Source organism: Bacillus sp. TH25, from assembly GCF_016650935.1.
Classification (GTDB): domain Bacteria; phylum Bacillota; class Bacilli; order Bacillales; family Bacillaceae_G; genus Bacillus_A; species Bacillus_A mycoides.
The window spans coordinates 28,091-40,669 of sequence record NZ_JAEKEU010000011.1; the positions used below are offsets into that span (position 1 = coordinate 28,091).

The 12,579-nt window shown below is 32.2% G+C and carries 11 protein-coding genes and 3 pseudogenes; 6 read left to right on the forward strand and 8 right to left on the reverse strand.

Translation table 11 applies throughout. From position 1 onward, the window contains the following. Nucleotides 1-18 precede the first annotated feature (18 nt). Nucleotides 19-552, reverse strand: coding sequence for a TetR/AcrR family transcriptional regulator (locus JFT89_RS11665; protein WP_002069890.1), 534 nt, complete (start codon nucleotides 550-552; stop codon nucleotides 19-21). 412 nt (nucleotides 553-964) lie between these two features. On the opposite strand from JFT89_RS11665, the gene JFT89_RS11670 reads away from it, so the two are divergent. Continuing rightward, entirely contained in the window at nucleotides 965-2,458 is a 1,494-nt protein-coding gene (locus JFT89_RS11670) for a multicopper oxidase family protein (RefSeq protein ID WP_201040032.1), read from the forward strand. An 88-nt stretch (nucleotides 2,459-2,546) separates the two neighbouring features. On the opposite strand, the gene JFT89_RS11675 is transcribed toward JFT89_RS11670, so the two are convergent. Both JFT89_RS11675 and JFT89_RS11680 read right to left on the reverse strand, forming a co-directional pair. Further along, nucleotides 2,547-3,044 carry a DUF421 domain-containing protein gene (locus JFT89_RS11675; protein WP_016095412.1) on the reverse strand — a complete coding sequence of 166 codons (498 nt, stop codon included), beginning with the start codon at nucleotides 3,042-3,044 and terminating at the stop codon, nucleotides 2,547-2,549. Continuing rightward, complete coding sequence (locus tag JFT89_RS11680; RefSeq protein ID WP_002069899.1) at nucleotides 3,044-3,301, reverse strand: hypothetical protein; 258 nt, start codon at nucleotides 3,299-3,301, stop codon at nucleotides 3,044-3,046. The genes JFT89_RS11675 and JFT89_RS11680 overlap by 1 nt, the downstream gene beginning before the upstream one ends. Before the next feature lie 127 nt (nucleotides 3,302-3,428). Between JFT89_RS11680 and JFT89_RS30245 the strand changes: the two are divergent. Beyond that, nucleotides 3,429-3,670: pseudogene (locus JFT89_RS30245) on the forward strand (hypothetical protein). 35 nt (nucleotides 3,671-3,705) lie between these two features. Here JFT89_RS30245 and JFT89_RS11685 read toward each other — a convergent pair. After that, a complete protein-coding gene (locus JFT89_RS11685) occupies nucleotides 3,706-3,909 on the reverse strand; it encodes a hypothetical protein (protein WP_000290880.1) in 204 nt (67 codons plus the stop codon). Nucleotides 3,910-4,333: 424 nt separating this feature from the next. Between JFT89_RS11685 and JFT89_RS11690 the strand changes: the two genes are divergently transcribed. Then, on the forward strand, nucleotides 4,334-4,987 hold the full coding sequence (locus JFT89_RS11690) for a CPBP family intramembrane glutamic endopeptidase (RefSeq protein ID WP_002069901.1): 654 nt from the start codon (nucleotides 4,334-4,336) through the stop codon (nucleotides 4,985-4,987). A gap of 234 nt (nucleotides 4,988-5,221) precedes the next feature. Here the strand turns inward: JFT89_RS11690 and JFT89_RS11695 are convergent, their stop codons facing one another. Genes JFT89_RS11695 through JFT89_RS11705 form a run of 3 tightly spaced genes read right to left on the reverse strand, consistent with a single transcriptional unit; the run spans nucleotide 5,222 to nucleotide 7,849 of the window. Further along, nucleotides 5,222-6,100 carry an SDR family oxidoreductase gene (locus JFT89_RS11695; RefSeq protein WP_002065566.1) on the reverse strand — a complete coding sequence of 293 codons (879 nt, stop codon included), beginning with the start codon at nucleotides 6,098-6,100 and terminating at the stop codon, nucleotides 5,222-5,224. A 1-nt stretch (nucleotide 6,101) separates the two neighbouring features. Then, nucleotides 6,102-6,458, reverse strand: a complete 357-nt coding sequence (locus JFT89_RS11700) for a carboxypeptidase regulatory-like domain-containing protein (RefSeq protein ID WP_002085386.1) — start codon at nucleotides 6,456-6,458, stop codon at nucleotides 6,102-6,104. Between the two features lie 20 nt (nucleotides 6,459-6,478). Then, on the reverse strand, nucleotides 6,479-7,849 hold the full coding sequence (locus JFT89_RS11705; protein ID WP_201040033.1) for an aminotransferase-like domain-containing protein: 1,371 nt from the start codon (nucleotides 7,847-7,849) through the stop codon (nucleotides 6,479-6,481). Nucleotides 7,850-7,973: 124 nt separating this feature from the next. Between JFT89_RS11705 and JFT89_RS11710 the strand changes: the two genes are divergently transcribed. Next, nucleotides 7,974-8,912 (forward strand): DMT family transporter, encoded by a 939-nt coding sequence (locus JFT89_RS11710; protein WP_002065570.1) that lies wholly within the window; start codon nucleotides 7,974-7,976, stop codon nucleotides 8,910-8,912. Between the two features lie 17 nt (nucleotides 8,913-8,929). Further along, nucleotides 8,930-10,620: pseudogene (locus tag JFT89_RS11715) on the forward strand (M3 family oligoendopeptidase). A 67-nt stretch (nucleotides 10,621-10,687) separates the two neighbouring features. Here JFT89_RS11715 and JFT89_RS11720 read toward each other — a convergent pair. Continuing rightward, nucleotides 10,688-11,764, reverse strand: coding sequence for a helix-turn-helix domain-containing protein (locus JFT89_RS11720; RefSeq protein WP_002065573.1), 1,077 nt, complete (start codon nucleotides 11,762-11,764; stop codon nucleotides 10,688-10,690). Nucleotides 11,765-12,115: 351 nt separating this feature from the next. Here JFT89_RS11720 and JFT89_RS11725 point away from each other — a divergent pair. Further along, nucleotides 12,116-12,579 (forward strand): annotated as a pseudogene (locus JFT89_RS11725) (phosphotransferase); the annotation flags it as partial.

Genomic DNA, 12,579 nt, shown 5'->3' on the forward strand with positions numbered 1-12,579 from the left:
CGGAGGCTTTAACTTCTTTCAGTGGATGTTTGGACGCCCGCTGAAAGAAGTTAAAAGCTCAACCATTTTATCAATATCAAAATTAGGATTTGCTTCAAACCTTGTCATCCATCCTACATACGTTAAATAGGAAAGTCTCGCTCGATCAATTGATTCAGTTTCGTCTACGCCCATTTTTTGATACAATTTTGCAACACAAGAAATTCTTTGTTCTTCTATATCTACTAAACGTGTTGCCACAACAGGATCATATTTAGCCCAAGCATAAATACCATTCTCAATTTTTTTATCTCGATTAAAACTAATCTGTAATAGCTGTTCTAAAGAGGCGTCCTGTTGCTCCATATTTTGAACAATCAGCTTTGTTGCATGTACTTCCCAAAAGTCGAGCATAGAATCTAAAAGCTCTTGATGGTCACGAAAATAGTGATAGAAGCTTCCTTTGCTTATTTTTAGCAATCGAGCAAGTGCTTCAATGCGAACTTTATGTATACCTTCATTAGCTAATTGTTGTAATCCTACTTTTATCCAGTCTTCTCTCGTTAATTGCATATTATCTCTCCCATAAAATACGGTAGCGTATGTTTTACGTTAGATTACTACTATTCTCATTTTTTGTCAATTATTCATTCTGTTTATTTTTATGAACTTTAATGTTGTTGTTAATCGTAATATTGATCGTTATCACCCTTGATAAAATACAAGCACATACTAAATCAAATAGATTTTCTGTTTTGCCCATTAAAATATCTTCCCCTGTAAATTTCAAGAAGATTTGGATGGTCTACAGCCTAAAACCCTTGAATAAGCATTTAGACCACAAAATTTTTCTGTATATTATTTTAAGTCATATTAGCTTCACATGTATAAGGGATATATCAATGATTTTGTTGGTCAAGTATACAAACAATATAACATTCACGTAATAGAATGTACTATATTACACGAAAGGAGATAGCGATATTTGGAATTAAAAAAATTTATTGATCCCCTTCCGATTCCCTCTGCAATAAAACCTATAGGAACATATAAAGGTAAGCCATTTTATGATGTACGTATGGTTGAAACGCTACACAAGTTTCATAGTGATTTACCAAAGACGAAAGTATGGGGTTATAATGGAATGGTACCTGGTCCAACGTTTGAGGTGAAAAAAGATCATCCTGTATATGTGAGATGGTCAAACGATTTACCTGAAAAACACTTCTTACCTGTTGATACAACCGTTCACGGGGCGCATGATAACCCAGAAGTACGAACTGTTGTACATTTACATGGAAGCCCCAGTGAACCAGATAGCGATGGTCATCCTGAAGCATGGTTTACGAAAAACTTTCAACAAACAGGACCTAGTTTCGTAAAAGAGATTTATCATAATTCGAATCGAGAACGAGCAACTGCCCTTTGGTATCATGATCATGCACTTGGGATTACTCGTTTAAATGTATATGCGGGTCTCGCAGGACTTTACTTGATTCGTGATAAAGAAGAAAAATCACTACCCCTACCTAAAGGGAAATACGAGATACCACTTATCGTTCAAGATAAATCTTTTAATCCGGACGGTTCCCTATTTTATCCTGGTAAACCTGAAGATCCATCACCAGGTTTACCATACCCTTCTATTGTTCCTCTATTTTTAGGAAATACAATTGCAGTCAACGGGAAAGTATGGCCATTTTTAAAAGTGGAGCCCCGCAAATATAGATTTCGTTTATTAAACGCTTCTAATACTCGCACATACAAGTTCCAATTAAGTGACCTTAGCTCATTCTTTTTAATAGGGACTGATGGAGGCCTTCTTAAACGGCCGATTAAAGTACAAAGTTTAGATGTTTCACCAGCAGAGCGTATTGACATTATTATTGATTTTTCAAGGTTTGAAGGGAAAAAAGTAGTTTTACAAAATGGAATTGATTTAGATAATCCAACTGGTGAGATAATGGAGTTCCAAGTAACGAAAAGATTACCCTGCCCAGATAAAAGTAAAATCCCATGCAAATTAAGTAACATTGACTTTATTCCCGTAGAAAAAGTAAAGAAAGTAAGACGATTAACATTAAATGACTCAGAGGATGAATTTGGGCGTCTTATGCTTTTATTAGATAATAAAGAATGGGACGATCCAGTGACAGAAACACCTTTATTAAATTCTGTTGAAATATGGGAGTTAGTAAATTTGACCGTTGGGATTCATCCTATTCATATACATCTAGTTAATTTTCAAGTTCTTGATCGTCATGATTTGAATGGAAACTTATTAGATCCTCTCCCAGCTGATTTCGGTTTAAAAGATACCGTACTTGTAGCAGGTGAACAAACCGTTCGAATCATTATGAAGTTTGAGCCCTATTCTGGAGATTATGTATGGCATTGTCATCGTTTAGAGCATGAAGACCATGATATGATGAGACCGTTAAAAATCATACCTTCCAGTCTTAATAAACACAAAAGATAACACGAAAGTCCCTTCAGGATTACTGAAGGGACTTTTACACGTTTGCGAAAAGTGCCTTTATGTACAAGAAGCGCTTTTCAGTCTAAAACTATTTTTTTAGATTGCATTGCTCTAGAAGCTTTTCTAGCATTTCCAAAGTAACTGGTTGTGCCTTAGTAGTTAGTTGATACCCAATCCGTCCATTCGTTTCTACAGTTGCTTGTTGTAAATTCTTGATTTCATGTATACCTTTTTCTCTCAGATGCATAAATAATTGTTGTTCTGACATTTTTACGCGTAATAAATTCTTTTTTAAGATTTCTCCGTTTTCTATAACAATAATGCTATTTCCATTTAGAAACTTTTCTACTTTTCGTGATTTCAATTCAAAAAAATGAATAATAAGTAAAACACCCGCAAAAATAAACGCAGCAAAAATAGATGGGCCTACTTTCCTACTTAATATAGGTTCTACAATAATACGACCTATAGAAACCACAATAATAATTTCAGCTCTCGTCATTTGGCTAACAGATTTACTACCTGTCAATTTTAAAACAATAATTCCAGTGAGGATTAAAATAATGCTTTCAAAAAGTATATTCATTACAAGCCCAATCCTTTAATAGTGAATGTTACTAGTATTCCCACTAAAGGATTTTTATGATATTTTAAAGTATCCATTCTCTTTACGTGCCTTATTCTTTGAAGCACCTCTCTCCCAGCTAGTAATGGTAAAGCATCAATTTTCTTCATTGCTTCTACTTCTGATTCGTTACGAATCATTGCATACACAGTATGACCTTCTTTTATTAGCATTGGTATTAAAGAACGTGCTGTTGCACCTGCTAAAAAAATTTCCAAATGTGTTTCTTCTTATTTTGAATATCATAATTGAGACGAGACATATATAAGCTATGTATAATAATCAATATGAAAGATTCATCCAAAATTAAAGCTATAATGTTGGCTAGCAACCAATAGTGATAACATGATAATTGAATTTGATGGATATGGAATTAATGAGTATGTTATTGGTCATAACTGTTCTATCAGTAAGTTAAAAAAATGTATTTTAACGTAAAAAATGAAGAGTTATCTAATGAGGAGCTTATAAATTTATTTTGTGTACGTTATCATTTTGAAAACATTCCAAAGTCATTACAAGAAGACATTAAGAGTGATGTCGTCATTGACTTAGATACGGACTATATTTATATCCCTAATAGATAACAATAACCCAGTAAACTAAAATGGTTTAATGTAACTTACGATTCAGACAAGAATTTAATAAAATAAGTAATTGCCCAAATGGAAGTCGCGAATTGAGTAACAAAATACATTGTCCATTCGAAAGAAGTCAGTTTTCTCTCTCGTTTAATCTTCTTTAAGTATCTGTAAAATATTAATGTACTCAAAAACATAAGTAATAAAGAGAATTGTTGTAAATCATCGACTATACGTACCGCCATAGACTCCATCACCCTCCTATACAAAATATAAACTATACTTTAAGGATATCATTTTTTTGGTAATGATTCCCTATATATTTAATGAAGTTAAAAAATGTTTTATGCGATATATGTGTAAAGATAATAAAGTTGTTTAATTTTGTTCTTAGAAATACATTAATCGCCTACTCATAAATTTGATGGGCGATTATTATTTTTGTTTAATAATTGCTTTATTTCACACCATTTGCAATATGCTTTATTTCAATCACGACATTAATAATAGGTTTTGGTCTAAATGATTCTTGCAAGGAATCTCCTAATCTTGGACTTACTGATTTGGAAAAATAAAATTATTATGATCGTCTCAATTACCATTATTTTGGAGAACAATGTGCTATTATATATTCGTAATCAATGAAATAATAAGAAAGAAGGGGCTGTTGTGGAAACAAAGATTATAGAAACAGAGAAGAAAATTGATTCGAAATCCCTTTTGGCTTTGGGATTATTAATTATTTCCGGGATTGTATATCAACTTTTCGCAGTGTTAGGAGATAATATACCTGAAGTATTGGGAATGATTCTTGAAGCTTTATGGAATCTTGTATTATGTGGAATTATAGGATACTATTTTTTAGGAAAAATATCATTAGAGCAATTTAAACATTTTAATTTCAAGACATTACTTTGGGGTGTGCCTTTAACAATTATCGTGGGTATCGGTTCCAGCTTAATATTCAGTTACATTTTTGAACCTGCAACTAAAAATTCCGTTGCTGAAGTAATAAGTATTTCTATGATTTTATTCCGTGTACCCTTTATGTTAATGGGTGAAGAGTTGATTTGCACTAATATAATTATCGCATTACAAAAATTAGGATTAAAATTTGGCACGGCATCAATAATATGTAGTTTGTTGTTCGCTTTGTGGCATATTCCAGCTTATGGTTTTGTGCCAATGCAGTTATTAATAACTATAATCCCAGTTAGATTAGCACTAAATTATATATGGAAAAATTCAAAAAGTATTTGGGTAAGTTGGATTTGTCACTTTATTTTTGACTGTATTTCATTTGTACCAATGCTTTTTAAATAACTATTTTATCCCTCTATTTGCGGGCAGTAAGACTCCCATCTCAAAATTCGGCGAATGCTAGGAAGTTAGGTGGGAGATAACTGCCCGTAAACGCCCAATTGGTGAAGGCTAATAATCAGTGGAGAATGGACACCTCCACACTGATTAAAGTTTCACTTTGTTTTTAAGAGGACTTTATTATTTATGTACAGTATAAAGAAAAAGAGCACTCAGCTATTGAGTGCTCTAAAAACATTAATTTTGATTCAAAACATTCTCCTCAAAATATTCCCCCCAATCTGGGCGTCTTCCATCCATATCTGTAAATCCATACTCTCTTCCTAATTCCCATGAACTTAACGCTCGTCCCGTTTTTTCATGAACATTTGGATCACTTGCTAAAGCTGCTACTGCTCTTCCAACAAAGAAAGGAGTTTCTGATGCGATAAAATGAGGGTCTTGTTTAGCTCCTTCTCGCCAATTCTCCTCTGTTACACCAAATATATCTAACATCGCTTCTGAACGAAGGAATCCTGGACTAACTGCGACAGCTGTAATATTGTGTTGTTCTAAATCTTTCGCCATAGCTTCTGCTAAATGAATTGTTGAGACTTTTGCTAAACTATAGTACAAATTACCTCGATATTGATAATCGACTCCATCTGTAATTTCAATAACAAGTCCCATTTTATTTTTCACCATTAATGGTACACCGTAATGGCTTGTCATTATATGAGAATGAACAGCTCTTTGTTGCATAAGTAGTCCGTTATGTAGGTTGTGTTCCCAGAAAGGTTTCTCCCATTCCGTTAAAGGATCGCCGCCCCAAACATCGTTTACTAAAATATCAAGCTGTCCATTTTGTTCGTCTTGAATCTTTGTAAATAATGTTTTAATATCTTCTTCTACCGTATGATCAACACGAACTGCGATTCCTTTTCCGCCTTGCTTTGTAACAAGCTCTGCCGTTTCTTCAATCGTTTCAGTTCTTCCCATACAGGATAAATTCCCTTTTGTACTTCTTCCTGTTACATATACAGTTGCACCGGCTTCACCAAGCATCATCGCAATACCTCTTCCGGCGCCTCGTGTTGCTCCGGCCACAACTGCTACTTTACCTTGTAATGGTTTCATTTTATTCACCTTCATTTTTATAATTCAACTTTATAACTTGGGGTATATGCTTTCTTTCATACTTCCTCGTATAGATTTCGCTATTTGGAGTAACTAATTGTAACGTAATGTCACCACAAACGCCATTTGCAATTTCAAATTCACCTTGTTCATTTGAAATACTACGTTCCTTACTTTCAATTGAATCCTCATAAATTTTCACATTTGATATAGGTTCGTTATTTTGATCTACGATTATACCTCTTGAATACATACCAACTGCTATGCATTGATCATCTTCTATATAATATTTAGTAACTACCATCGCTCCAATTACTATAGTAATACATATAAACAAGGTTATTAATTTGTGTCTCACAACAAACCTCCTTATTCATATTATTCTTTTTTAAATTGAAAATTTAGACGTTCTGATTGTTTGATTTCCTCAATTACTTTGCGAATACCCTCTTCAATCTTATCTTCTTTTACATTCGATACGTTTAACTTCAACAACCTTTCTTTATGAAAATCATTTAAATAATTCCTATCAATAGAATCAATACTTATTTGATTTTCGCTTAATTTTTTTATAAGTACCTCCGTCGCTATGTTTTTCTGCATTTCTAAACAAGTGTGTATTCCCAATGTATTTTGTTTATTATATGTAAATAAAGATGGGTTTTCATTTTGCGCTTTTTCTAATGCTTCTGCTAGTTTTATCGATCTATTGTAGTATGAAGATTTAATTTTACTTTTATGCCGATCAAACATTCCGCTCTTTATATAAATTTCTAAAGCAGCTTGAGATATCATTGGACTATCGATGTCTAAAATCTTTTTATATTTATGGAAAGCATTTGCAATAGCCGGTGGAATAACCGCCACACCGACTCGTAAACCTGGAAAAATAATCTTCGAGTAACTTTTCAAATATATGACATGATTACAATTATGTAAGCTATATAACGGATCTGCTTTTGAATCTGTTTCTAAATCTGCTAAATAATCATCTTCCACTATAAATACATTATACTTCGTGGCCAATAGCACGATTTTTTCTTTCTCATCTTTAGAATAAGACGTTCCAAGTGGATGATGATATCTCGGTATCGTATAAAAGAATTTTATTTTTCCTGTTCGAAATATACGTTCTAATTCATTCAAGTCGATGCCTTCATTCGTACGTTTAATGCCGATTACAGGAATTTTATTTATTTCTAGATATTCAATATATAAATGATATGTTGGCTGTTCAATTAATATCGTTTCGTTTTCATTCGGAAATGGTATAGAAGTTAGTATTGCAAGCGCCTGCTGCACACCTGACGTTATAAATATATTATCTTCCTTTGTGAAAACTTGATAGTTTGCTAACTGTTTTTGCACAACCGAAATTAAAGATGGTAACCCTTTCGGTGTTCCGTATATAAACAAATCATTCTTATAGGTATCAATCGCTTTATTAATGCAATGCTGAAAATCTAAGTATGGAAAAACATCTGGATCTGGGGCCGAAGAAGCGAAATCAATAATCTCGTTACTTTCTACGTAACTTCCAGATTTCTTAACAACGTAGTATCCACTTTGTGGTACAGAATAAATAATATGACGCTTTTCTAATTCATGCAGCGCTCGTATTACAGTCGCCTTATTACATTCATATTGTGTAACAAGCGACCGTATAGACGGTAATTTCTTTCCTTCTTTTATCTCACCATTTTGAATCATACTTTCTAAGTCGTTCAAAACATGTAAATATTTATACATCATTACACCTCCTATTTTTTTGTACCGGTACAGTTTGTATTTGTTCACATTGTAGCACTAGATCAGAAGGATTACTATGTACGTATACTGGCCAGTAAGAAATCAACTACTATGAGGTGGAATTATGACAAATATAACAAAAGCATATTTATCAGCGTTACTCTATTCTTTAATTATTGGATTTTCATTTATGTTTGTGAAACTAGCACTAACGATTACGAGTCCTCTTGATACTCTGGCTCACCGTTTTACAGTTGCCTTCATAGCAGCAAGCATTCCGGTTATTTTCGGTTTTGTAAAGTTAAATATATCATTTAAAAACATACTTGCCCTTTTACCACTCGCAATATTTTATCCAGCATTATTCTTTGCTTTCCAAGCATTTGGCTTAGTATATACAAGTTCATCTGAAGCTGGAATTATACAAGCAGCGATCCCTATATTTACGATGATACTAGCTTCCTATTTTTTAAAAGAATATACGAATACATGGCAAAAAACATCAGTATGTATTTCTGTCATAGGTGTCATTTATATATTTGTTATGAATGGTATAGGGGCTCATGAAACGAGCTTCATCGGTGTTATTCTCATTTTATTATCGGCATTATCATCTGCTTGCTACAATGTATTAGCTCGAAAAATGACAAAGAAATTCAAGCTAATGGATTTAACATACACAATGACAGCAATCGGTTTTATTAGTTTTAATTTCATCGCAATCATTGACCATATGAACAAAGGTACAATAACTGTATACTTTAAGCCATTTACGAATGGAACATTCCTTATCTCCATTTTATATTTAGGATTATTATCTTCCTTACTAACAGCATTGTTATTAAACTATTCATTATCTTATATTGAAGCAGCAAAAATAAGTGTTTTTAGCAACTTATCTACACTTATTACCATTATCGCAGGCGTTGTATTCTTACACGAGCAAATTTCCTACTATCATATTGTCGGTACACTTATGATTGTTCTTGGAGTAATAGGCACAAATTTTCTAGGAAAAAAAGGAATCATAGCGAAAAAGAAGAATACCTCCTTGAGTAAATAAAAAGTGAGGGGTAAATAATGCAGAACTCTAATACGATCGATATCCGTAATATACATGAGCTAGAGAACGAATTATCTACTTTATTAAGTAAACCCATTTCTTCAGGAGAAGATTTAGAAAATTGGCTGAAAATACAGTCGAAATTAATATGGGAAATCGAAGAACAATTGAGATCACACTATATTGACTTTCAATGTAATACAGATAACAAAGAAATAAAAGATACGTTTGAATATGATCAACAATATGTAAGGCCTCTTTTGAAACGTTATCAAAATTCCTTTGATAATAAATATTTAGAGTCACCATTTCGAATGCAACTTGATCCAAAAACTTATAGCTTACTAGATAAAAAAATAAAAAATGCGCAAACATTATTTTGTGAAAAGAACATTGATTTAGAAGTAAAAGAAGACAAATTAGTAACCGAGTACTTCGAAATTACAGGCAGTTTGACTGCACTATGGGATGGCGAAGAAAAAACAATTACTGAACTACAGTCTTACTTACAAAATCCGAATCGTGATATACGAAAAAAGCAAAAACGCTCATTTCTGAAAAATTCTTATCTGTTGAAAATAATTTACAACAGATTTTAAATGAATTAATTGCAATCCGTCACCAAAAGGCAAAAAACATTCAATTAGATAATTATCGTGATTATATGTTTAAAAAATATGAACGTTTTGATTATACGGCTGATGATTGCTATGAACTTGCAGAATCCGTTCGTAAATACGTTGTGCCACTTATTGATAATATATTTAATGAGAAAAAAGCTGAACTTCAAGTAGATACACTTCGTCCGTGGGATCTAAAAGCAGCCGCACCAAATCAAAAAGTATTAAAACCCATTGAAGACGAGAGTGATTTAATCGAAAAAAGTTCTCATATTTTACAAAAACTAGACCCGGAATTTTCTGCATTATTGAGCCGTATGCATAAAAATGATTGCTTAGATTTAGAAAGTCGTAAAGGAAAAGCACCTGGAGGATTTTGCGAACACTTACCTGCTTCTCAATTATCTTTTATTTTTATGAATCTCAATCATACACATTATGATGTTACTACTTTCCTCCATGAAATGGGCCATAGTATTCATAATGAATGTATGAAGCAGCTAAAGCTACAAAAATATTTAGAAATCCCTTCAGAATCAGCTGAGCTAGCCAGCATGACAATGGAATTGTTTTCGATGGAGTATTGGGATACATTTTATGAGAATACAGAAGAATTTATAAAAGCAAAATTAGATTTCTTTAAAGATATTGTTAAGTATTTACCACAAATGCTTATCGTTGATCAATTCCAACATTGGATGTATGAAAATCCAAATCATACTGCTAAAGAAAGAAATGAAAAATATTTAGAATTACATAACACTTACCAATCGAATGTGGTAAATATTGAAGGTTATGAAAACTGGATAGCAATTGGCTGGTTACCTGTACTACACATATTCGAAATACCATTCTATTATATCGAATATGCAATCGCGCAACTTGGTGCATTGCAAATGTATAAACAATATAAAAAGAATCCTAAACAAGCACTACAAAATTACAAAAAAGCATTATCTCTAGGTAGCTCTGAATCCTTACCAGAGGTATATGAAGCAGCTGGAATTCGTTTTGATTTTTCTAATGAGACAATAAAAGAATTAATGGCATTTGTAGAAGAGGAATTGGAATTACTTAAACAAATATAAATAAAAAATGCATCTGTCCTTATAGGTGCATTTTTTATTGTTTTTTTATTCAATACAAATTGAATCTTTATCTCGCTTTATTAATAAGCTCTATATATTGTAGGTCCCCATATCCTATTGTTGGGAAAAGATTAAACAACCTTTTTAGTAACTCTTGTGTTGGTAAATCTCTATTTTTGGAGATATACTTTACTACTACATTATTTTCTTTTAGCATCTCTAAATATAAATCTATCGCCTGATACATTACAGGTAGTATCTCATGAGATGGCTTTTTATGATTTACTAGAACTTCATTGTAAACAGAAAAATAGTTCCCTAATTCAAGTTCAATTTGACTTACTTTAAATTCATCCTCTCTGAAGCTATTTAAGTATACTTTTCCCTTATAATCAGACTGTTCAAGGTAAGAAAGTACGGTAAGTAGATTCATTTGGCAAAACATATCCTCACCAAACCATAAAACGATACATTTATACTCTTTCTTAAAAAGATTCTCTAAAGGATGAATAACCTTTTTCATATAATTTTCTACAGTACCTTGATGTCCTTCTGCCCTTGTTTTAATAAACTCATCATCAAAAATCTGTGCAGTAGTCGCATTTACACACATAGCTTCATTAAATGGAGCGTAATCAGACTCTCCCATTAGTCTTTCACTTTTAAATTCTTCATACATAAATTGACCATTTAATATGTTTAGTACATCTTTATCAAACAGCTCACTCTTCGCATTTCGTAACTGATTAACTTCAACTTTTCTAGAAAAATTCATTCTATCCCACTCCTTGCCATCATTGATTGAGAGTTTAATAAATGATTGAACCGGTATTTTGTTAAGTTGGAATTTTCCTGGGGTTATACCAAAAACAGTTTTAAATGCTCTACTATAAGCCTCTTGCGAAGAGTAATCGTAATCAAATGCGATATCAATTATCTTTCTATCATTCGTCAAATCTTCCGTTGATAAATACAATCTTCTAAGAAGAATATATCGTCTAATACTTATCCCTGTTACTTGATGAAATTTAAACGAACAGAAGTAAGGAGAATACCCCATATAATCAGATAATTCATCTAATGAAAACTCCTTTTTTAAATTGCCCTCAATCCATTCAATCATTAGCTGTATATGTTCATTCATTTATCTCCCTCCTCACTAAATATTATAAGAAGTATCCACTTCTTTCTTTTGATATTTCTTGTGGTTTATAACATTAACCACCCTCTAGAACCTTTAAATATCATATGTAATTACTCATTTCATATTTTTTCAGCTATCTTATTTTGTCATACATTTACTTAACTTTCCAATAAAGTGAAACTTTAATCAGTGGGGAGTTTGTTCCTCCCCACTGATTATTATCCCATACTAATCGGACTTTTACGGGATAAATCTTTTTTAAAGGATTCTACCAAATAAAACACGAAATTTGTAAGTTAAGGAACTAGTAGTTTTGTGAGTGGAAAATTTATGTTTGGAAAGGAAGTTAAAATGAATAATATAGAAAAAGAGATACTTAAACTAATTAATAAACTATATCCATTGGATTTTATTGAAATGAAACCAATAACAAATGAAATGTATCAATGTCTCACAGCACAAGGTACTTACTTCGTTAGAATTACAAACTATAAAACATATGAAGAGCAATTGAAGAAGTTACATATACGAACTTTTTATATCAAAAGGGCTTAGGAGTCCCTCCCATAATACCTTCTTTAAAGGGGAATTTAGTAGAGAAAATAACATTAGACAAAGAAGTTTTTGCTGTATTATATAAAGCTGCTCCTGGTATACATTTACCAAGAAACGAATGGAATTCTAATGTATTTAAAAAGCTTGGTCAACAAATTGGTAAATTACATCGTGTATCTAAAAATTTTGAAAGTATTGAACCAGTAAAACATATAAACGACTGGTATGAAAATGAAGAGTATAATTTTCTTAACTATATC

Coding starts and splice junctions, on each gene's coding strand:
- JFT89_RS11710 (WP_002065570.1), top strand. CDS start 7,974: ATGACAAATATAACAAAAGCATATTTATCAGCGTTACTCTATTCTTTA.
- JFT89_RS11720 (WP_002065573.1), bottom strand. CDS start 11,764: ATGAATGAACATATACAGCTAATGATTGAATGGATTGAGGGCAATTTA.
- JFT89_RS11675 (WP_016095412.1), bottom strand. CDS start 3,044: ATGAATATACTTTTTGAAAGCATTATTTTAATCCTCACTGGAATTATT.
- JFT89_RS11695 (WP_002065566.1), bottom strand. CDS start 6,100: ATGAAACCATTACAAGGTAAAGTAGCAGTTGTGGCCGGAGCAACACGA.
- JFT89_RS11705 (WP_201040033.1), bottom strand. CDS start 7,849: ATGTATAAATATTTACATGTTTTGAACGACTTAGAAAGTATGATTCAA.
- JFT89_RS11685 (WP_000290880.1), bottom strand. CDS start 3,909: ATGGCGGTACGTATAGTCGATGATTTACAACAATTCTCTTTATTACTT.
- JFT89_RS11665 (WP_002069890.1), bottom strand. CDS start 552: ATGCAATTAACGAGAGAAGACTGGATAAAAGTAGGATTACAACAATTA.